This is a genomic window from Algibacter lectus (genome assembly GCF_900112395.1).
Classification (GTDB): Bacteria; Bacteroidota; Bacteroidia; order Flavobacteriales; family Flavobacteriaceae; genus Algibacter; species Algibacter lectus.
Window position 1 is genome coordinate 103,164 of sequence record NZ_FOLN01000012.1, and the last position, 19,923, is coordinate 123,086.

Consider the following 19,923-nt stretch of genomic DNA (forward strand, 5'->3'; position numbering starts at 1 on the left):
GCATTTCTAAGCCCTATTTCTGCCTATTTTTAAGTACTTTTGAAAGATAACACCACTAGATTTTGTTTAAACAACGTAAACATAGAACCTTTGATTATCAATCTCGTTTTTCTGAAGAAAAGAAAGCAGATTCTGGTTTAAACAAAGACTCTAATACCAAAGACTATATTTCTCAATGGAAAGAAAATAGAGCAGGTAAGAGAAAAGTACGCGGTGCAATGCCCGTAAAAAGCTTGATTTTATTTTTGGTATTATTATTGATTTGTATGTATTTATTAGAGAAAAAATACATGTAATACATATCATTTAAAAACGCAAGAATTATGGGAATCTTAAAGGCAAGAAAAAATAAAAAATTCAGTTATACACCTCGTTTTTTTGACGATAAAGGTGAAGGAAACCCTTTTGAAATAAAACATAAGTTTGACGAATACAGAACCACTGTTGGGCCAAACAAAGGATTTAAAACAAAACTAAACAATGCTTTAAACGAATTAAAGCATAATAGAGATCGTGAAGCTAACCGACGCATTTTAATTATTGTAGGTGTGTTATTATTAGTGTTTTTATTTATTATCGATTTCGATTTATCTATATTCTTTTCTAAATAATTATATGGCAGACATTATACAGCTTTTACCCGACCATGTCGCAAACCAAATTGCTGCTGGAGAAGTTGTTCAACGTCCAGCATCTGTTGTTAAGGAATTGCTTGAAAATGCAATCGACGCAGGCTCGGACTCTATTAAACTGATAATAAAAGACGCAGGTAAAACACTTGTTCAAGTTATCGATAACGGTAAAGGAATGAGTACTACCGATGCGCGATTAAGTTTCGAGCGTCATGCAACATCTAAAATTCGAAATGCAGAAGATTTATTTCAGCTACATACCAAAGGTTTTCGTGGTGAGGCTTTAGCGAGTATTGCGGCCATTGCACACGTTGAGTTGAAAACTAAACAACCTCATGATGATGTTGGAAACACCATTGTTATGGAAGGTAGTAAGGTTACCAGCCAGGATGTGGTAGTAACACCGCAAGGGACTTCTGTGTCAGTTAAAAACTTGTTTTTTAATATTCCTGCTAGACGTAACTTTTTAAAATCGGATAACGTAGAATTACGTCATATTATAGACGAGTTTCATCGTGTAGCCTTGGCACACCCAGGCATCGGGTTTGTTTTTTATAACAACGGAAACGAAGCCTTTAATTTACCAATTAGTAATTATAGACAACGTATTGTAAATATCTTCGGAACAAAAACTAACGAAAAATTAGTGCCGGTAGAAGAAGAAACTGAAGTGCTTAAAATATCTGGTTTTGTTGGTAAACCTGAATTTGCCAAAAAAACCAGAGGTGAACAGTACTTTTTTGTGAACGATAGGTTTATAAAAAGTGCCTATTTAAATCATGCCATAGCATCGGCTTATGATGGATTGCTTAAAAACGGAACACACGCTAGTTATTTTTTAAATTTAACAGTAGATCCGCAAACTATTGATATCAATATTCACCCCACTAAAACTGAAATTAAGTTTGACGATGAGCATACGCTTTATGCTATTCTTCGTTCGGCTGTAAAACACAGTTTAGGGCAGTTTAACATTGCTCCAGTTTTGGATTTTGAGCGCGATGCTAATTTAGATACGCCATACGAGCTTAAAAAAGAATCTGCTAGAGCGAGTACACCAACTATAGAAGTAGATAGAAGTTTTAATCCATTTCAGGATGAAGCTCCAGTGAAACAGAGAGCCGTTTCTTATAAAAAAGAACCCACCGAAAGTTGGGAGAGTTTATACGTTGGTTTAGAATCTAAAGGCACAAAAACGCAACAAGATTTTAGCGAAGTACATTTCGAAACCGAGGAAGCTACAGTTTCTATGTTCGATAAAGATATCGAGAAAACCCACACCACATACCAATTACATAATAAGTATATTGTTAGTACTATTAAATCTGGTATGTTGGTTATCGATCAGCATAGAGCGCATCAACGTATTTTGTATGAAGATTACCTTCAGCATCTAACGATCAAAGGCGCTTTAAGTCAGCAACTATTATTTCCGTTAGATTTACATTTTTCAAATCAAGAAATAGCAGTTATTATTCAGTTAAAAGAAGATTTAGAGCATACCGGTTTTGTGTTTTCTAACGTTAAAGAAGAGTCTATAGAAATTATAGGCGTTCCAGTTGGCGTTCCAGAAAGTGAGGTGTCTATTATTTTAGAGCAACTTATTAGTGATGTAGAAAATGAAGTGCCCGACAGTAATTTTTCGGCAACGGATTTACTAGCAAAATCTATGGCAAAAAGTTTAGCCATAAAAACAGGGCAGTCTTTGCAAAAAGACGAGCAAGAGCATTTAGTAAATAAGCTGTTTGCTTGTAAAGAACCTAATGTTTCGCCGGCTAATAGAACAACATTTGTAACGATGAGTGTTGACGAATTAGACAAAAAATTTATATAAATTATGATGCGAATTTCAGAAACCGTTAAACACCTAATAATCATTAACGTGATTATGTTTATCGGTACCTTATTTATAGGGAATGGTGGTTTTTATCAATGGTTCGCAATGTATTTTCCTCAAAACGAATTATTTAAACCATGGCAATTAATCACGCATATGTTTATGCATGGTGGTGGTTATATCCATAATTTAAGTATTACGCATTTATTATTTAATATGTTCGCTTTATGGATGTTTGGTTCGCCAGTAGAACAAACTCTGGGAGCTAAACGCTTTTTGTTTATTTATATTTCTGCCGGTCTAGGCGCTGTATTATTACAAGTTGGTTTTTACTATTTTCAATATTTACCAGATTATAATGCATTGTTAGATTCTGGTTTATCTTCAGAGAGTATCAAAGCCATGTTAACCAATAATGAAACTGTAGCAGGAGTATCGCAATCTCAAATAACACTGCTTAAGGAAATTTATCCGGCGTTTAACGCGAGTATGGTTGGTGCATCTGGTTGTATAATGGGGATTATGGCTGCTTTTGCCATGATGAACCCTAATGCAGAATTAATGATGATTTTTTTACCAATTCCTATAAAAGCGAAGTATTTTATCCCAGGAATCATTATTTTAGATTTAATTTCAGGCGTTACTGGTCAGTCATTTTTCAGTCCAAGCAATACGGCATACATGGCCCACGTTGGAGGCGCAATTACAGGGTTTTTAATCATGTATTATTGGAAAAAAACACAGTTTAATAATAACCGTTGGAACTAATGAGTTTAACTACCGATATAAAATATAAGTTAGCACGGCTTAACATATTAGAGAAAATAATAGCGGTAAATGTTGTTGTTTTTTTAGTAGGGCTAATTTTGCCAAGATTCCTAAGGTGGTTCGAGTTACCTAGTAATGCTTTTACGGCTCTAGTGAACCCATGGACTATAGTAAGTTACGCTTTTGTACATTACGAATTTTTACACCTACTATTCAATATGCTTTGGCTGTATGTCATTGCACGTATGTTTCTTAATTTATTTAGCCCAAAAAGAGCCTTAAATATTTATTTTTTAGGAGCCATAAGTGGTGGAGCTATGTTTCTTTTGGGCTATGCATTATTACCTAGTTTTTTTGGCGGTAACTCTAGTTTAGTTGGCGCTTCGGCAGCTGTCCGAGCTTTGTTAATTTTCTTGTGTGCTTATATGCCTAACCAAGATGTACGTGTTTTTATGTTCAATCTTAAACTTTGGTATATTGGTGTTGGCCTTGTTGTTTTAGACATTGTTGGTTTATTTGGGTTAAATGCAGGTGGTAATTTAGCGCATCTTGGCGGTGCACTTTTAGGTTACGTTTATGCCACGCAATTAGTAAAAGGAAACGATATTGGTAGCGGTTTCGAGCGTTTTGCAGATGCTATTGCAAATATGTTTAAAGCTTCAAAAAAAGGACCTTTAAAAACGGTTCATAAAAATAAAAGCAAGGTAGGCGGTTATAAAAAATCAGATTTTAGCCAGTTTAATAATCAGAAAAAAATTGATATTATTTTAGATAAAATCAGTAAAAGTGGGTACGATAGTTTAACAGCCGAAGAAAAAGAATTGCTTTTCAGGGCAGGTAAATAAGTTATTGTAATTATTAATGTTTTGGGCGTTACCCGAAAAGGGTCGGGCTTTCACTACTCAATCTTTTTGTTTTTTGCTAAAAACAAAAAGGATTTCAAACAAACCGTTCAATCCCTAACGCGGGTAAATCTGCTAAGGGCAAAGTTAATTTAATTAAAAAGTGAGTATCTATAGAAGTCAAATAAAGCAAAAATGAAAAACCTAAGTTTCATTAATAAAATAATATATATCGTCAACAGTATTGTGGCGATGTTATTATTGCTGTCAATGGTTTTTCCTTACTTGCCGCCAAAAACATTTTCATTCCTATCCGTAATAAATTTAGGCGTATCTTTTTTAATTATTATTAATGCACTCTTTGTAGTTTATTGGTTGGTAAAGTTAAAAAAGCAACTATTAACATCTTTAGTAGTTTTGCTTTTTGCGTATTTAACTTTTGGATCTTTATACAAGTTTTCACCATCTAAAAAAATAGAATCCGATCAAAATTTTAAAGTCATGAACTATAATGTTCGTTTGTTTAATCTTTATAAATGGATTCCAGAAGACCAAGTAGAAGTGAAAATTGTAGATTTTATAAAAGCAGAAGCACCCGATATATTAAGCATTCAAGAATATCATCCGCACGAGAATATTAACCTGTCTAGTTTTAAATATAAGTTCGAAAAACTATCGGGTAAAAAAATAAAATACGGACAAGCCATTTTCTCTAATTTTCCAATTATAAATTCCGGATCTGTGGAGTTTCCTAAAACAGCAAACAACGCTATATTTGCCGATGTTGTAAAAGGAAAAGATACTATTAGAGTCTATAATATTCATTTGGAATCTCTTCGTATCGATACTAAAATAGAGAGTTTAAAAAAAGAGAATTCCGAACGTCTTTTACAACGTATAGGTTCTGCTTTTAAAAAACAACAAAACCAAACTGAATTGTTTTTGGAGCACAAAAATAAGTGTAAATACAAAATGATTATTTGTGGCGATTTTAATAACACCGCCTTTTCTTATGTGTATAGAAAAATAAAGGGAGATCTTAACGATTCTTTTAAGGAAGCCGGTAATGGTTTTGGGCGCACACATGAATTTCAGTTTATACCAATGCGTATAGATTTTATTTTAACCGATGAAGCTTTTGCTATTAATGGCTATAAAAGCTACAGTGAGCACTTCTCTGATCATTATCCAATAAGTACAACACTTAGTTTAGAAAATGAGTAAGTTTTGTTTATTAGGCCTAAAATTCGGGTGTTAGAGTTTTAAGAATAAGTAATCTTTTACATAAAAGAGCAGTCTACCGTATCGGCAATAATATGTATTACTAAGCCTAAGCCAATTAAACGTGTTTTTTTTAAGAAAAGTAAAGCGATATAAAATGCCAAAGCATAATACGTATGTAAGGGATGGAAGTTAACACTACACCTATTTGGATCGAAAATAGGATCGGCTAGCAAGTGATCTAAATCTATTAGCATTCCTGAAATCATTATTAAATACGTCACTTTCCAATTCGGTTTAAACCAAATAAGCGCCACAGCCAAAGGCAATAGAAAATGACAACCGTAATGTGCGATAGACTGTAACATTAGGGCGTAATAATGGTTTGAGATTCTAAATAATTTAGTGCATTTGGGCCTTCGTTAAAAAGTAAGTCTAGAATACTTAAATTGGGAATAAACCCATGCTTGTTGCTAAAAACCTGTGTATAGCTTTCAAAATTTTGTGGCTGTTCTTTTTTTGCGTGTACTAAAAATCGAAAATCATTAGTATCTGTTGGAGTTTCTTGGTAGATTTCAGTTTTTGATGTGTGGACGTCTAATTGTAAACACTCGGTAATAGTTTCAAAACACTTCAAATTAAAATCTAAAATAAAATCAGTTTTCATTTCAAATAAAGGTTGAAGCTCATCTTCATAATACTCAAAAAAAGGAGATGTTCTGTAAGCTGAAAGTAAAGATTTCCAATGTAAGCTCTGCCATTTTTCTTCATTAAATATTTTAACATCACGATACTTTTGCCTGTTTTTTTGCGAGTGTATTACGGGTATATTTAAAGTAAGTTTACCATTGGCACCGTATACGTAAGCGCGGTTTCTATAGGTTTGCTTTAAAAAATTATCATCGGTTTCAAATATCAATTCATCTGTATTTGCAATAGCTATAAAATGAGCAATACTCGGGAAATATGTGGGATGAATTAGAGTTTTCATTATTTAGTAAAAAAGTTGCTTAGCCAAGTATACGCAATAAACATAATACCAACCGTAATGCCAATATGAGCAATAGAGCCACCTGTAAGCGACAATACAATGGCTACTAATAGCATAATACCGCCGTAAACTAAGTTTATTATTTTAGATTTTTCGGTATTTGCCAAAACACCACGGGTTAGCGGTAAAATAGCGGCTAAACACGTTAGGCTTAGCATGGTGAAATAATCGTTTTTTGTTAAAACATTACCCAAAAACATAAGTAATGCTCCAACAAGTAGAGCGAAAAATATTTGACCACTTAGTTTTTCTTTTTTGTCTAATAAATACTTGCCGTATTTATCGAGAATAAGTAGCATATTAGAAAGCGGTTCCATAATCCAACTGCCTAGAGCAAATAATAGATATGCAATAATTAGCGGGATTAATAAAAAAGTATACCCCGACGCTGCAATGAGCTTTGCTGAAATTTTATAAGCAATATAAATACCGATAATAAAAATCCATTGGTTTTTTCCCGATTGCTTGTTCATCCAAAAGGAGTAACGCAAATAGAGGTTGTAAACTCTGTTTTTAGATTTTATAGCGGTTACCATTCCCGATCTAGCGTAATCTAAATTTGGGTCTAGTGATAAGGCTTCTTTAAAATGAGTTAATGCTTTTTTAGTATCGTTGTGCTCCAAATAACTCCAGCCCACGTTAGCGTGCGAGTGAGCGTCTTCAGGATCGTCTTCTAGTAAGTTTTCAATAGAAGATTTTGCTTCTTCTTTTCTATTTAATTTTGTTAATGCTGTGGTTCGTGCATTTTGGCAGAAATTACTTTTTGGATTAATTCGCAACCCTTCGTTGGCAAAATTTAAAGCCGCTTCAAACTTCTTTTTTGTAATTTCAATGTATGCTTTTTGTCCAAAAGCGGTATCATCGTATGGATCTAACTCCAGAGATTTATCGATGTTTATTTCCGCTTCTTTTACATCATCTTGATGTAAATATATTTGAGACAGTAAAAAGTAAACATTAGCCCAATTAGGTAATTCCGCACGAAGATCAAGTGCCAAGTTTAGCGCTTTATCTAAATCTTTAGTAAGGAATAGGCATTGTGCCAAAAAATATTTAGCATTACTATTATTGACATCTTCGGTTAAAGCCGTTTGGAAATAGGGGATAGCATCTTGATATCTACCAATTTGAAAAAGCTGAATGCCGCGTTCTAGATTTGGGCTATCCATTATTTTTTAATTTTTAGGTAGACTAAAATATCATCATATAAACCAGAATCGTTTGAGTATAAAGCGTAGTTTTTTGCCGAATTAAACCATTCTCTTGTAGAAGCTTTCATTTTACCAAAGGCTTTTAAAATATCTTTAGTAGTTAATGGTTTAGGAATGCCATCTTTAAAAGATTCGAGTAGTTTTTGCTCTATGGCAATATCTACACTTGCTTTAATATCTGCTCCCGAAAATTCTTTACTTTTTTTAGCTAAATCTTGAAACTTAATATTGTCTGTAGGTTTCTCTTTTAGTTCAATTTTGAATATTTCCTCTCTAGCAATTTCATCTGGTGGTGCTACAAAAATAATACGATCAAAACGCCCAGGACGTCTAAAAGCTGGGTCTATATACCAAGGTGCATTTGTAGCGCCCAAAACTAAAATACCATCGTTATCAGAATCAATGCCATCAAGTTCTGATAAAAATTGATTGATAACAGTTCTTCCTGCAGTTTTATTAATATCATTTCTATTGGCACCCAAGGCATCAATTTCATCTATAAAAATAACGCAAGGTGTGTTTGCTCTAGCAGTTTCAAATATTTCGTGTAAGTTCTTCTCAGAGCTTCCCATCCACATATCTAAAATGTCGTTAATGCCAATATTTATAAAGTTGGCATTAATTTCACCTGCCGTAGCACGTGCAATATGGGTTTTACCACATCCTGGAGGTCCATAAAGTAAAATACCTCCGCCAATTTTTTTACCGTAAGCTTTATATAAATCTTTATGTAAAAGCGGCTTAATGATTTTTAAATCAATTTCCTCTTTTACTTTTTCCATACCACCAACATTTTTGAAATTAATGTCTGGTTTTCTTAGAAAAGATATGCCATCTTCATCTATAAAATCATCATCAAAATCTTCAACCGGAATTCTAAATAAATTTTCAAATTCGTCATTTCTAAACGATTTGTCAATTTCTAGAATACGTTGGTAGGTGGCAAGTGCGTCTTCCTTTTGGTCTTGGTCTATATAGCAAAAACATTGAAGTTCTAAATAAGCAGTCGCTTCATTGTTTTCAATAAGTTCTTCGAGGATAACCTCTGTTAAATTATATTTTTTCTGTTTAAAATAACATTCTGCTAATAGAAATTTATGAGCTTCTGTAGGCTGTTTATCTAAAATAAATAATAGATGCTTCTCTGCTTCTTCATAATTTAAAGCATCAGAATATAGCTTTGCAATTTGAAATCGCAATTCTATGTTTTCTGGCGAAAACTCTAAGGCTTTAAGTAGACTTTCTAGTAGTGTGTTATCCATAAAATTTAAGTCAATAATTAGCTATTGGCCGCTTTTCTTTCTTTCCATTTTTTGAATCCAAAATATCCTGCTAACAGAATTAAAAATGGAATTAAAAAAGATGTTGCTTTTCCAGAACCGCTTACGGTTGTAAAGAAACGTTCCCATCGTGGGCTAGATCCATCCCAACTCATCCATATAAATACAGGTTTACCAACAACGTGATCAAACGGTACAAAACCCCATGCTCTCGCATCGATAGAGTTATGGCGGTTATCACCCATCATCCAATAATAATTTTGTTTAAAAGTGTATGTTGTTGCAACTTCTCCGTTTATTAAAATTTGGTTACCTCTTACGGTTACATCATTGCCTTCATACTCGCTAATTACGCGTTTGTAAAGAGGTAAAACATCTAAGTTGATATCTATTGTTTTTCCTTCTTCAGGAATGTATAATGGTCCGAAGAAATCTACATTCCAATCATAATTTGGATCATGAGGAAAAATGTTAGCATCACGAACGCCTTTTTCTTTCTTGTTAGGCGTTATGCTTGCAACGTTTGGATGGTTTTTAAACTGTGATAAAGCTTCATCGGAAATCGCTGAAAAATAGTAGGTATTGTTGTTATTAATAATACCAAAACCATCAGTAATATCATAACGTTCTTTTAAATATGCAGGATTAAATTGATTGGTTTTTGGTTGCACCAAATAACTAAATTGTAAATGTGCACGATCTGGCAATTCGTTTTTCTTTCCGTTAATATAAACAAAACCATCGCGAACTTCTAAGCTATCTCCTGCAATACCAACACAACGTTTTACAAGGTTGGTCTTTTTGTCTATAGGTTTGTAATAGTTTCTGTCTGGTTGAAAATCGTTCATGTCCAGCAATGTATCTGCTGGCTGATTGAATACAACAATATCATTACGTTCTATGTTTTCGAAACCAGGAAAACGTAAGTACGGAAGTTGTAGTTTATTGACTAATGATGTTTTACGTTCTTCGAAATTATCGTTGAATAAATATGATTTCTTTTTTAAACCAGGAATAGTATCATGTACCATTGGTGCTCCAACAGTTGTCATTGGTATTCTAGCACCATAATGAAATTTACTTACAAACAGAAAATCGCCTACTAATAAAGATTTTTCTAAAGAAGAAGACGGAATCGTAAATGGTTGAATAAAATAGGTGTGTACAATAGTGGCAGCAACAATGGCAAATAAAATAGAGCTTACCCAATCTCCAGAAGAAGATTTTGGTTGTAAATCACGATTTTCAATATAAGTTACATTGGCAGCGTAATTGAGGTAATAGTTGTAAAACCCTAATGTAAGAATGGCTAAAGCAGTATCTAAAGGTTTGTTTTTTCCAAAGCTTCTAGCAGTTTCTACCCAAACTACAGGAAACATAATCATGTTTACTATAGGAAGAAAAAGAAGAATAACCCACCAAATTGGGCGGTTAATTATTTTCATTAAAACTACGCCGTTGTAAACAGGAATAAATGCTTCCCAGGCTTGGCGACCGGCTTTAATATATAATTTCCAGGTACCTAATCCATGAATAACCTGAATTATTAAAATGAATATAAACCATTGCATTAACGTCATAATCCTAAATATTTTATTTATTGATGTAAGTAGCTAAATGAGATGTAGCGTTACATTAATTTATTTTTTTAACCAATGTTTAACACATCGTTCATTGTGAAAACACCTGTTTTTCCAACAATCCATTCCGATGCAATTACGGCTCCTAAAGCAAAACCTTGTCTGTTATGTGCCACGTGATCTATAGTAATGGTATCTACTTCACTTTGGTAAGTTACTGTGTGCGTACCTGGAACATCTTCTATACGTTTAGCAACTATAGGTAATTTTTTATCAGCTTTATCGTCAAGCATCCAACCATCATAATGTGGATTGTTGTTTATAATACCTTCTGCTAAAGTAATGGCAGTGCCACTTGGTGCATCTAACTTTTTTGTGTGATGAATTTCTTCCATAGAGACATTATATTGCTCTAAGGTGCTCATCATTTTAGCTAGTGTTTTATTTAATTCGAAAAAAATATTTACACCTAAACTAAAGTTTGAAGCATAAATAAAAGCGCCTTTTTTCTCTTCGCACAACGCTACAGCATTATCATAATTATCTAACCAACCTGTTGTTCCCGAAATAACAGGAATGTTGTTGTTTAAACAGTTTGAAATATTGTTGAAAGCTACGTTTGGAATACTGAAATCTATGGCAACATCGGCTTTAGTAATATCGTAATCTGTATCATCTTTATCAACCTTTAAAACAATATTGTGGCCGCGTTTAATGGCTATTTGTTCTATGGTTTGACCCATTCTCCCGTATCCGAGTAAAGCAATGTTCATATTAAAATTTAAAATTTAAAGTTAGTCCAAGGTTGCTAGTTGCATCAACCTCATTAAATTGGTAGTGTGGTGCCAAAGATAAATTCTCATCTACATTATACTGTAGTAAATGGGCATCCACATTGGCTTCTATTATATTCAAAGCGTACAGGCCAATAGTTACAAGAAGTGAAATTTCTTTATTTTTTCGATAAAATTCTTGTGCTGTTTCTAATCTCTCTGTACTTACGCGTGGTTCGTCAAGTTTTGTTCCAGAGGAATCGAAATAAAACTCATCGGTTTCAAATCCGGCTAAACGACTTTTATAGGCATCGCGATACCTTGTGTATTCATTACTGTTGTTTATGTAAAAATAAACTCCTGTTCCTAATGCAGCGTATACAATAGGGATTTTCCAATATTTTTTGTTGTAAGCTTGCCCTAAACCTGGTAAAATTGCTGAGTAAAACGCAGCTTTTGCAGGTCTTAACGGATCGTAAGCTTCTGTTATTTGTAGTGTAGAATCTATTACAAATTCTTTTGGCAGTTCTTTTGTTTTTTCCTTCGGAAGAGGTTCTTCCTGAGGAGCCTTATCTTGAGCAAATAAAGAAAAGCAACATAGAAAAGCGCAAAAACTTGTTATTAGAAATTTATTTTGAATCACCTTCGACTAATTTTTTAATACGGTTAAAATCTTCTTCGGAATGAAATGGAATTGTAATTTTTCCTTTTCCGTTTTTAGAGACTTTAACGTCAATTTTATGTCCAAAGTATTCCGAAAACGAGCTTATGCCAGTTTTAACAAAATTTGGCATAGCTGTATTGGCTTCCTTTTTTGCAGGAGCAGCAACAGTTTCGTCGTTGTTATAATTACGAACTAATACTTCGGTGTCTCTAACCGATAATTTGTTTGATAAGATTTTTTCGTAAATATCTAATTGAATCGATTGGTCTTCGATAGTAATTAAAGCACGGCCATGTCCCATAGAAATAAAGCCGTCGCGCATACCTGTTTGGATAATTGGGTCTAACTTTAATAAACGTAAATAATTGGCAATAGTAGAACGTTTTTTTCCAACACGCTCGCTCATTTGCTCTTGTGTTAGGTTTATTTCGTCTATTAAACGTTGGTATGAAAGTGCAATTTCAATAGGGTCTAAATCTTGACGTTGAATGTTTTCAACCAAGGCCATTTCTAACGATTCTTGGTCGTTTGCAATTCTAACGTAAGCCGTAATAGTTTCTAAACCTAGTAATTTAGACGCTCTATAACGACGCTCTCCAGAAACGAGTTGGTATTTATTTAAACCTAATTTTCTAACAGTTATAGGTTGGATAATACCCAACTCTTTTATAGAAGACGCTAACTCGCGTAAGCTTTCTTCACTAAAATTAGTTCGGGGTTGAAATGGGTTAACTTCAATAAAATCGATATCTAAATCAACAATGTTCCCAATAACTTTATCTGCATTTTTATCTTCGGCAGATTGGATATCGTTACTTGGGTCGTTTAAAAGTGCTGATAAGCCTCTACCTAAAGCTTGTTTTTTTGTTGCCTTCGCCATAATTAAGCATTTTTAGTGATAACTTCTCTTGCTAAACTCAAGTAATTGGTTGCGCCTTTACTACCAGCATCATAATTAATAATGCTTTCGCCGTAACTTGGTGCTTCGCTTAAACGAACATTACGTTGTATAATGGTTTTAAAAACCATATCGTTAAAATGTTTTTGTACCTCTTCCACCACTTGGTTAGATAGGCGTAAACGGGAATCGTACATGGTAAGCAATAAGCCCTCAATGTCTAATTCTGGATTGTGTATTTTTTGAACACTTTTTATAGTGTTTAATAACTTCCCTAAACCTTCTAATGCAAAGTATTCACATTGAATTGGGATGATTACGGAATCAGCGGCTGTTAAAGCATTTAAGGTTAATAACCCTAGTGATGGCGCGCAATCTATTAATATGTAATCGTAATCGTCTTTGATTTCATTTAACGATTTTTTAAGCATGTATTCACGCGATTCTTTGTCTACAAGTTCAATTTCTATAGCAACTAAGTCGATATGAGCAGGTATAATGTCAAGATTTGGCGAATCAGTTTTCATGATGGCTTCTCTTGCGGTGTTAGAATGCTCTAAAAGTTGGTAGGTTCCAATTTCTACAGTTTCTACATCTATACCTATTCCAGAACTTGCATTTGCTTGAGGGTCAGCATCTATAAGTAATACTTTTTTTTCTAATACACCTAAGGATGCGGCAAGATTTACCGACGTGGTTGTTTTTCCAACGCCTCCTTTTTGGTTAGCAATTGCGATGATTTTACCCATTAATGATTTGGTTTTATTAGCTGTAAAAATACGATTATTTATTAGTAATAAAAATGTAGCTTAATATAATTAATTCACAAAAAAAAAGACAGCGCATTTGGCTGTCTTTTCACTATAAAATGTAAGCTAATATTGTTTAGCTTGTTAGTTTTTCTTATTATTTCCTTTGCCTTTTCCTTTTGCCATTCCAGCTTTAAACTCCTCGAAAGTTACAGAGCCACTACTGTCAGCATCCATTTTAGCAAAACGTTTTTCTAAAACTTCAGCTTCCATTTCTTTCTTGCGCTTTTTTGCTTTAAACTCATCTAAAGTTATAAGTTTATTTTCATCAGTATCATAAGAAGCAAACATTTTCTCAGGATCTGGTTTCTTTTTGTCTTGTGCATTAGTAATAGTAACAGCACATAATGCCATAACAGCTAAACCGAATTTTAAATTTTTTGATGTCATTTTATATTAGTTTTTTAGTTAAACTTCATGTTTAGACACTTTTTTTAAAAAATAGTTTAATGGTTTAAGAAAATATTTTTTTGTATATTTTAATACTCTTTTTATTTTAGCCTTAACTGACTCAAACCTTCGTAAACTGTAATACTAACGGCATTTGCTAAATTCAAGCTGCGGATGTGTTCGCTGTACAGCGGAATTTTATAAAGTTGATTTGCGTAGGTTTCATTAATCCATTTAGGAAGACCAACCGATTCTTTTCCGAAAACTAGAAATAAATCGTCCTTGAAAGGAATATCCCAATGTTTTTTTTTACCATAGCTAGACATGAAGGCCATTTTTTTATCATGATTTATTTTGAAGAATTCATCAATATTATCGTAATACGTAATAGAAAGGTGTTTCCAATAATCGAGTCCGGCACGTTTTAATCGCGCATCCGATATTTCAAAACCAAAAGGTTTTACTAGATGTAGGTGTGAGCCCGAACCTAAAGCTAAACGGCCTATGTTTCCCGTGTTATTCGGTATTTCTGGTTCAACTAAAACGATGTTTAAAGGCATTATTCTTTTGTGGTTTTAACTTTTGTGGCAACAGGCTTCATTATAATTCGTAACGTACTGTCGTTGTTGAAATAACTAATCATCCAATTCATGAAAATCAGAAGTTTATTTTTAATACTCAAAATAAGCATTAAGTGAATAAACATCCAGGTAAACCAAGCTAAACGCCCTTGGAAACTAAATTTAGGCAAATCTACAACGGCTTTGCGTTTGCCAATAGTTGCCATGGAACCTTTATCGGTATACTCGTAATCTTTTAATGGTTTGTTTTTAACTTTTCTACTTAAGTTTTCAGCCAAAAGCGAAGCTTGTTGCAAAGCTACACTAGCCACTTGTGCATGGCCTTTCGGAAAATAAGGGGTTTCCATGTATGCAATATCGCCTAAGGCGTAAACATGTTTTAAACCAGTAACTTCGTTTTGGCGATTAACAATAAGTCGATTGCCACGAGTTATACAAGTTTCAGGGAAACCTTTAATAGCATTTCCGGTTACACCTGCTGCCCAAATTACATTTTTAGAGTTTATTGTTTTTCCTGTATTTAGGGTAACAATGGTGCCATCATAATCTTTAACAAAGGTGTTTGTAACAACAGAAACACCAAGCTCTTCTAAATACTTTTGAGACATTTTCTGAGAGCCTTCACTCATCGGACTCAGTGTGTTCGGACTGCCTTCTAATAAAAATATTTTAAGTTTAGAGAAATCTTTATCAGGGTAATCTTTAGGTAAAATGTGTTGTTTCATTTCTGCTAAAGCACCCGCTAATTCTACACCAGTTGGGCCACCACCAACAATAACAAAATTTAATAAAGTTTGCAGTTTTTCGGGATCGCTGGTGTTTAGAGCGTTTTCAAAAGTTTGCAGAATTCTATTTCTAAGTTGTATAGCCTCAGGAATAGTTTTCATTGGGTAAGCGAAATTCTTTAGGTTTTCGTTCCCGAAATAATTGGTTGTACAACCAATAGAAATCACCAAATGGTCGTAATCAAAATCACCAATAGGTGTATTAACAAACTGGTTTTCGAAATTAATTTCTGCGACTTCTGTAATCCTAATTCTTACGTTTTTTGCTTTTTGAAAAACCTTTCGTAACGGAAAGGAAATACTCGCAGGTTCAAGCCTAGCTGTCGCTACTTGATACATAAGTGGTTGAAATTGGTGGTAATTTTGCTTGTCAATTAAATACACCTCGTAATTTGGGTGATTTATTAAATCTTGTGCAAGTCTCAGTCCTGCGAAACCAGCACCAATAATTACAATTTTTTCTGTTTTACTCATGTTATCTTATTTTTAGGCAAGAATAAATTTTATTAATTCACTAACGATATTTGTTCTTTATTTTTTACTCTTTTGAAAACATTTTTAAGAGCACAATTCGTATTAATAGCACAAAAGGAAACCCGTCTAAACAAACATCAAACCAATCTTTAAGTTTCATTCCTGTTGCTCCACCTAGTATCCATTTGAGTTTACCTAGAATATGAGGCTCAGGGAAAAAAGGAGCTAAACCTAAAGTTAAACAAATTAGTAAAACAAGTTTCCAATCGTTAAGCATTTTCATTTTAACCGAGTATCGATTTCACAAATACCTCCGTTTTGTTAACACCGTTTTCCGTAATGTGCTTTATAAAAGCACTACCAATAATGGCGCCTTTAGCATGTTCGGTAGCTTGTGTAAAGGTTTCATTATCCGAAATTCCAAAACCAATAACTTGTGGGTTTTTTAGTTCCATTTTTGCAATACGCTCAAAATAGCTCATTTGCTCGTCTCCAAACCCAGAACTACTTCCTGTAACACTAGCACTACTTACCATATAAATAAAGCCATTCGAGATCGAATCGATAAAATTAATACGCTCCACAGAGGTTTGCGGCGTAATTAAAAATACGTTTATCAGGCCGTATTTCTCAAAAGTCGCTTTGTATTCATCGTTATAAACATCTACAGGTAAATCGGGAATTATTAAACCATCGATACCAATTTCCTGACATTTTTTACAAAACGCTTCCACACCATATTGTAACATCGGGTTAAAATACCCCATAATTATTAATGGAATGGATACCGTTTTTCTAATATCTTTTAACTGATCGAAAAGCACCTCGGTAGTCATACCATTTTTCAGTGCTTGCGTCGAACTTGCCTGTATCGTTGGCCCATCGGCCAAAGGGTCACTAAACGGAAGCCCAATTTCTATCATGTCTACACCATTTTTTTCCAAATCTTCAATGATGGAAACAGTATCGGTTAAATTCGGGTAGCCTGCTGTAAAGTATATAGATAGCAGTTTTTTGTTTTCTTGTAATTTTTTATTTATTCTATTCATAGTAAGAATATTTTGTATTCTCTCGAAGGAGGGAATCTTTTAAATGTATTCGGAAAGGTCTTTCCAATCAGGGTTTAAACTATTTATTAAATTGATTTTCCAGGCTCTATTCCATTTCTTAATTTGTCGCTCTCTTTTTATTGAGTTGTTTACGTATTTCGTTGTTTCAAAGTAAACTAATTTATCAACATTATATTTTCCTGTAAAGGATTTTGAACTATTGTTTTTATGTTGATTTAGCCTAACCTTTAATTGTTTAGTACGCCCAACATACAAAACTGTATGGTTCTTATTTGTTAATATGTAAACGTAATGTACGTCCATGGTTTTACTTTGAGATTTCCGCCTTCGCGGAAATGAAAAAATGAAACTTATATCTTAAAATATTCAATATAATTCTGTAAATCCTTATCACCACGTCCTGAAAGACTCACAACAACCACGTCGTCTGGTTTAAAGGTTTTTTCTTCAAAAATAGCCAGCGCATGCGAACTCTCAATAGCCGGAATAATACCTTCTAGTTTACATAAATCCAAACCAGCCGTCATAGCTTGATCATCGGTAATCGACATAAATTCAGCACGTCCCGTTTTGCATAAATTTGCGTGCATTGGGCCAACACCAGGATAATCTAAACCAGCCGAAATAGAGTAGGGCTCTGTAATCTGTCCGTCTTTAGTTTGCATTAACAAGGTTTTACAACCATGAATAACACCTTCGTGTCCTAAAACAGAAGTCGCGGCACTTTCTCCAGAATCTACACCTAAACCAGCCGCTTCAACAGCAATAATTTTTACATCCGGTTCGTGTAAATAGTGGTAGTACGTTCCGGCAGCATTACTTCCGCCACCAATACAAGCCACAACATAATCTGGGTTTTCTCTCCCAATTTGTTCTTTTAGTTGCCATTTTATTTCTTCGGAAATTACCGATTGAAATCTGGTAACCATATCCGGGTATGGATGTGGCCCAATAGCCGATCCAATAATATAATGTGTGTTCACAGGGTTGTTAATCCAATCGCGAATGGCTTCGTTTGTAGCATCTTTTAAAGTTCTACTTCCAGAAAGAGCGGGCACAACAGTAGCGCCTAACATTTTCATTCTGGCTACGTTCGGGGCTTGGCGTGCAATATCAATTTCGCCCATGTAAACAATACATTCTAGTCCCATTAAAGCACAAACAGTAGCGGTGGCAACACCGTGTTGTCCAGCTCCTGTTTCAGCAATAATTCGAGTTTTACCTAAACGTTTGGCCATTAAAATCTGGCCAATAGTATTGTTTATTTTGTGTGCGCCCGTATGGTTTAGATCTTCACGCTTTAAATAAATTTTAGTGTTGTATTTTTCAGAAAGACGTTTAGCAAAATACAAAGGTGATGGGCGACCAACATAATCTTTTAAAAGTTGATCGAATTCCTTTTTGAAATCTGGTTCGGCCATCACTTTTAAATAGTTTTGGCGTAACTCTTCCACATTCGGGTAAAGCATTTCTGGAATAAATGCACCACCAAATTCGCCGTAATAGCCTTTTTCGTTTACGTTATAGTTTTCCATATGTTTATTTAAATTTGAGTCTGTTCCATGGTTTGCATGGAAAAACAAATTTGTTTTAAAGTCTTTTAATAATTCTATGTTTTTTAATCCGGGTTCTATTTCAAACTTACTGTTTACATCTAGGGCATAACAGTATTTGGAAGCCATACTTTGCTGAAACTTTTTAACCGCTTCAATTTCATCGAAACCAATACCCCCACTTAAAAAGAAGGGTTTGGTAGACGAGTAATTGTTTAGCACATTCCAATCGAAAGTATAGCCATTTCCGCCTGGGTGTTTTCCTTTGGTATCAAATAAAAAGTAATCGCAAACGGCTTCGTAAGGTTTTAAAACCTCAAAATTGAATTCGTTTTTAATAGAGAATACTTTAATGATTTCAAGAGATGCAGAAACAAGTTCAGCTTGTCGATTTTTTAAATCGTTACAATATTCCGGGGATTCTTCGCCGTGTAATTGAACAGCTTGTAAGTTGAATGTTTTTATTTTTTCAATAACAACTTCTAAATCTTCATTAACAAAAACACCAGTCTTTTTTATAGAATTTGATATTTCGGGAATGGATGTGTCGAAATTTCTAGACGATTTATCGTAGAATATAAAACCTAAATAGTCGGGCTGTAGAGCAGCGACTTCAGTCATATTCTCTTGATATTTCATTCCGCAAATTTTCAGTTTCATGATGTTCAAATTGTGTTGTTCTAAAATAAATTCAGTAAAACTTTATTTATTTAATTGGTTTATAAAATCGGTAGCACTTGCCCCAGGATTATCCGTTTTCATAAAGTTTTCACCTATTAAAAATCCTTGATATCCAAAAGGCTGAAGTTCTTTAATGGCTTCAACGCTGCTTATGCCGCTTTCTGATACTTTTACAAAATCGTTTGGTATCTGTGTGCTTAATAACTTACTGGTTTCTAAACTCACCTCGAAGGTTTTTAAATTTCTGTTATTTACACCCAGCATGTCTAAACTCGGCATAATCGATTTGTGTAATTCTTCTTCGTTATGTACTTCTAAAAGCACATCTAAATTTAAGCTTTTAGCAAACTCAGAGAATTGTTTTATTTCGTCTCGAGATAGAATAGCAGCAATAAGAAGAATAACATCTGCACCATAAGCCTTCGCTTCTAGCATTTGGTATTCATCGATTATAAATTCTTTTCTAAGTAATGGTAGGTTGCAACTTGCTCTTGCTGTTAATAAATCGTCTAGAGAGCCTCCAAAGTATTTTCCATCGGTTAGAACAGACATACCGCAAACGCCAGCATCTTGATAACCTTTTGCTACATCTTGAATATTTAAGTTGTTATTAATAACGGATTTTGATGGCGATCGGCGTTTATGTTCGGCGATAATTCCAGATTTACTATTACGTAAATTATTAGCAAGAGAAACGGTTTGTCTTCCGAATAAAACAGATTGTTCAAGTTGCGATGTTGGAATGAGTTGCTTTCTAAGAGCTACTTCATTTCTTTTATCTAATGTTATTTTGTCTAAAATGTTCATTTTTTAGTGTTGAGTT

23 protein-coding genes and 1 pseudogene are annotated in these 19,923 nt (G+C 33.9%); 6 read left to right on the forward strand and 18 right to left on the reverse strand.

What is annotated here, in order from left to right:
• The first annotated feature begins 62 nt into the window (after window positions 1-62).
• From BM246_RS17330 to BM246_RS17355, 6 genes are all read left to right on the forward strand, one after another.
• On the forward strand, window positions 63-296 hold the full coding sequence (locus BM246_RS17330; protein WP_074939679.1) for a hypothetical protein: 234 nt from the start codon (window positions 63-65) through the stop codon (window positions 294-296).
• A 27-nt stretch (window positions 297-323) separates the two neighbouring features.
• Window positions 324-611 (forward strand): hypothetical protein, encoded by a 288-nt coding sequence (locus BM246_RS17335; protein ID WP_042499885.1) that lies wholly within the window; start codon window positions 324-326, stop codon window positions 609-611.
• A gap of 4 nt (window positions 612-615) precedes the next feature.
• A complete protein-coding gene (gene mutL, locus BM246_RS17340; protein WP_074939680.1) occupies window positions 616-2,466 on the forward strand; it encodes a DNA mismatch repair endonuclease MutL in 1,851 nt (616 codons plus the stop codon).
• Between the two features lie 3 nt (window positions 2,467-2,469).
• Window positions 2,470-3,237, forward strand: a complete 768-nt coding sequence (locus BM246_RS17345; protein ID WP_074939681.1) for a rhomboid family intramembrane serine protease — start codon at window positions 2,470-2,472, stop codon at window positions 3,235-3,237.
• Complete coding sequence (locus BM246_RS17350) at window positions 3,237-4,082, forward strand: rhomboid family protein (protein ID WP_074939682.1); 846 nt, start codon at window positions 3,237-3,239, stop codon at window positions 4,080-4,082. Before BM246_RS17345 ends, BM246_RS17350 begins: the two co-directional genes overlap by 1 nt.
• Before the next feature lie 192 nt (window positions 4,083-4,274).
• On the forward strand, window positions 4,275-5,303 hold the full coding sequence (locus BM246_RS17355; protein WP_074939685.1) for an endonuclease/exonuclease/phosphatase family protein: 1,029 nt from the start codon (window positions 4,275-4,277) through the stop codon (window positions 5,301-5,303).
• A gap of 56 nt (window positions 5,304-5,359) precedes the next feature.
• Here the strand turns inward: BM246_RS17355 and BM246_RS17360 are convergent, their stop codons facing one another.
• From BM246_RS17360 to trpC, 18 genes and pseudogenes are all read right to left on the reverse strand, one after another.
• Window positions 5,360-5,668 (reverse strand): DUF6122 family protein, encoded by a 309-nt coding sequence (locus BM246_RS17360; RefSeq protein WP_042499737.1) that lies wholly within the window; start codon window positions 5,666-5,668, stop codon window positions 5,360-5,362.
• Complete coding sequence (locus tag BM246_RS17365; RefSeq protein WP_074939687.1) at window positions 5,668-6,291, reverse strand: WbqC family protein; 624 nt, start codon at window positions 6,289-6,291, stop codon at window positions 5,668-5,670. Before BM246_RS17365 ends, BM246_RS17360 begins: the two co-directional genes overlap by 1 nt.
• Window positions 6,291-7,520, reverse strand: coding sequence for a tetratricopeptide repeat protein (locus BM246_RS17370; protein ID WP_074939689.1), 1,230 nt, complete (start codon window positions 7,518-7,520; stop codon window positions 6,291-6,293). Before BM246_RS17370 ends, BM246_RS17365 begins: the two co-directional genes overlap by 1 nt.
• Window positions 7,520-8,824, reverse strand: coding sequence for an ATP-binding protein (locus tag BM246_RS17375; RefSeq protein ID WP_042505748.1), 1,305 nt, complete (start codon window positions 8,822-8,824; stop codon window positions 7,520-7,522). Before BM246_RS17375 ends, BM246_RS17370 begins: the two co-directional genes overlap by 1 nt.
• 17 nt (window positions 8,825-8,841) lie before the next feature.
• Window positions 8,842-10,422, reverse strand: a complete 1,581-nt coding sequence (gene lepB / locus BM246_RS17380; protein WP_074939690.1) for a signal peptidase I — start codon at window positions 10,420-10,422, stop codon at window positions 8,842-8,844.
• Window positions 10,423-10,490: 68 nt separating this feature from the next.
• Window positions 10,491-11,195 carry a 4-hydroxy-tetrahydrodipicolinate reductase gene (dapB, locus tag BM246_RS17385; RefSeq protein WP_074939692.1) on the reverse strand — a complete coding sequence of 235 codons (705 nt, stop codon included), beginning with the start codon at window positions 11,193-11,195 and terminating at the stop codon, window positions 10,491-10,493.
• Window position 11,196: 1 nt separating this feature from the next.
• Window positions 11,197-11,835 (reverse strand): DUF5683 domain-containing protein, encoded by a 639-nt coding sequence (locus BM246_RS17390; RefSeq protein WP_074939755.1) that lies wholly within the window; start codon window positions 11,833-11,835, stop codon window positions 11,197-11,199.
• Window positions 11,825-12,739, reverse strand: coding sequence for a ParB/RepB/Spo0J family partition protein (locus tag BM246_RS17395; protein ID WP_042505754.1), 915 nt, complete (start codon window positions 12,737-12,739; stop codon window positions 11,825-11,827). Before BM246_RS17395 ends, BM246_RS17390 begins: the two co-directional genes overlap by 11 nt.
• A 2-nt stretch (window positions 12,740-12,741) precedes the next feature.
• Window positions 12,742-13,506, reverse strand: a complete 765-nt coding sequence (locus BM246_RS17400) for a ParA family protein (RefSeq protein ID WP_042501127.1) — start codon at window positions 13,504-13,506, stop codon at window positions 12,742-12,744.
• A 144-nt stretch (window positions 13,507-13,650) separates the two neighbouring features.
• Window positions 13,651-13,956, reverse strand: coding sequence for an EF-hand domain-containing protein (locus BM246_RS17405; RefSeq protein WP_074939696.1), 306 nt, complete (start codon window positions 13,954-13,956; stop codon window positions 13,651-13,653).
• Between the two features lie 101 nt (window positions 13,957-14,057).
• Window positions 14,058-14,516, reverse strand: a complete 459-nt coding sequence (locus tag BM246_RS17410; RefSeq protein WP_074939700.1) for a tRNA (cytidine(34)-2'-O)-methyltransferase — start codon at window positions 14,514-14,516, stop codon at window positions 14,058-14,060.
• On the reverse strand, window positions 14,516-15,796 hold the full coding sequence (locus BM246_RS17415) for an NAD(P)/FAD-dependent oxidoreductase (RefSeq protein ID WP_074939703.1): 1,281 nt from the start codon (window positions 15,794-15,796) through the stop codon (window positions 14,516-14,518). Before BM246_RS17415 ends, BM246_RS17410 begins: the two co-directional genes overlap by 1 nt.
• A gap of 64 nt (window positions 15,797-15,860) precedes the next feature.
• Window positions 15,861-16,079, reverse strand: a complete 219-nt coding sequence (locus tag BM246_RS17420) for a hypothetical protein (RefSeq protein ID WP_074939705.1) — start codon at window positions 16,077-16,079, stop codon at window positions 15,861-15,863.
• Window position 16,080: 1 nt separating this feature from the next.
• Window positions 16,081-16,845: a tryptophan synthase subunit alpha gene (gene trpA, locus BM246_RS17425; protein WP_074939710.1), complete on the reverse strand. Its 765-nt coding sequence runs from the start codon at window positions 16,843-16,845 to the stop codon at window positions 16,081-16,083.
• Between the two features lie 39 nt (window positions 16,846-16,884).
• Window positions 16,885-17,169: a GIY-YIG nuclease family protein gene (locus tag BM246_RS17430; RefSeq protein ID WP_042501141.1), complete on the reverse strand. Its 285-nt coding sequence runs from the start codon at window positions 17,167-17,169 to the stop codon at window positions 16,885-16,887.
• A gap of 47 nt (window positions 17,170-17,216) precedes the next feature.
• A complete protein-coding gene (gene trpB, locus BM246_RS20215; protein ID WP_317042994.1) occupies window positions 17,217-18,401 on the reverse strand; it encodes a tryptophan synthase subunit beta in 1,185 nt (394 codons plus the stop codon).
• A 69-nt stretch (window positions 18,402-18,470) separates the two neighbouring features.
• Window positions 18,471-19,079 (reverse strand): annotated as a pseudogene (locus tag BM246_RS20220) (phosphoribosylanthranilate isomerase); the annotation flags it as partial.
• Between the two features lie 42 nt (window positions 19,080-19,121).
• Window positions 19,122-19,907, reverse strand: coding sequence for an indole-3-glycerol phosphate synthase TrpC (gene trpC, locus BM246_RS17440; protein WP_074939716.1), 786 nt, complete (start codon window positions 19,905-19,907; stop codon window positions 19,122-19,124).
• Window positions 19,908-19,923: the final 16 nt, after the last annotated feature.

Excerpts from the sequence above, each read along its gene's own strand:
- BM246_RS17415 (WP_074939703.1), bottom strand. The coding sequence starts at position 15,796 with ATGAGTAAAACAGAAAAAATTGTAATTATTGGTGCTGGTTTCGCAGGA.
- trpC (WP_074939716.1), bottom strand. The coding sequence starts at position 19,907 with ATGAACATTTTAGACAAAATAACATTAGATAAAAGAAATGAAGTAGCT.
- BM246_RS17420 (WP_074939705.1), bottom strand. The coding sequence starts at position 16,079 with ATGAAAATGCTTAACGATTGGAAACTTGTTTTACTAATTTGTTTAACT.
- BM246_RS17400 (WP_042501127.1), bottom strand. The coding sequence starts at position 13,506 with ATGGGTAAAATCATCGCAATTGCTAACCAAAAAGGAGGCGTTGGAAAA.
- BM246_RS17410 (WP_074939700.1), bottom strand. The coding sequence starts at position 14,516 with ATGCCTTTAAACATCGTTTTAGTTGAACCAGAAATACCGAATAACACG.
- BM246_RS17355 (WP_074939685.1), top strand. The coding sequence starts at position 4,275 with ATGAAAAACCTAAGTTTCATTAATAAAATAATATATATCGTCAACAGT.
- mutL (WP_074939680.1), top strand. The coding sequence starts at position 616 with ATGGCAGACATTATACAGCTTTTACCCGACCATGTCGCAAACCAAATT.
- BM246_RS17335 (WP_042499885.1), top strand. The coding sequence starts at position 324 with ATGGGAATCTTAAAGGCAAGAAAAAATAAAAAATTCAGTTATACACCT.
- BM246_RS17370 (WP_074939689.1), bottom strand. The coding sequence starts at position 7,520 with ATGGATAGCCCAAATCTAGAACGCGGCATTCAGCTTTTTCAAATTGGT.
- BM246_RS17405 (WP_074939696.1), bottom strand. The coding sequence starts at position 13,956 with ATGACATCAAAAAATTTAAAATTCGGTTTAGCTGTTATGGCATTATGT.
- BM246_RS17395 (WP_042505754.1), bottom strand. The coding sequence starts at position 12,739 with ATGGCGAAGGCAACAAAAAAACAAGCTTTAGGTAGAGGCTTATCAGCA.
- BM246_RS17365 (WP_074939687.1), bottom strand. The coding sequence starts at position 6,291 with ATGAAAACTCTAATTCATCCCACATATTTCCCGAGTATTGCTCATTTT.
- dapB (WP_074939692.1), bottom strand. The coding sequence starts at position 11,195 with ATGAACATTGCTTTACTCGGATACGGGAGAATGGGTCAAACCATAGAA.
- BM246_RS17360 (WP_042499737.1), bottom strand. The coding sequence starts at position 5,668 with ATGTTACAGTCTATCGCACATTACGGTTGTCATTTTCTATTGCCTTTG.
- BM246_RS17430 (WP_042501141.1), bottom strand. The coding sequence starts at position 17,169 with ATGGACGTACATTACGTTTACATATTAACAAATAAGAACCATACAGTT.
- BM246_RS17350 (WP_074939682.1), top strand. The coding sequence starts at position 3,237 with ATGAGTTTAACTACCGATATAAAATATAAGTTAGCACGGCTTAACATA.
- BM246_RS17345 (WP_074939681.1), top strand. The coding sequence starts at position 2,470 with ATGATGCGAATTTCAGAAACCGTTAAACACCTAATAATCATTAACGTG.
- lepB (WP_074939690.1), bottom strand. The coding sequence starts at position 10,422 with ATGACGTTAATGCAATGGTTTATATTCATTTTAATAATTCAGGTTATT.
- BM246_RS17375 (WP_042505748.1), bottom strand. The coding sequence starts at position 8,824 with ATGGATAACACACTACTAGAAAGTCTACTTAAAGCCTTAGAGTTTTCG.
- trpA (WP_074939710.1), bottom strand. The coding sequence starts at position 16,845 with ATGAATAGAATAAATAAAAAATTACAAGAAAACAAAAAACTGCTATCT.
- trpB (WP_317042994.1), bottom strand. The coding sequence starts at position 18,401 with ATGGAAAACTATAACGTAAACGAAAAAGGCTATTACGGCGAATTTGGT.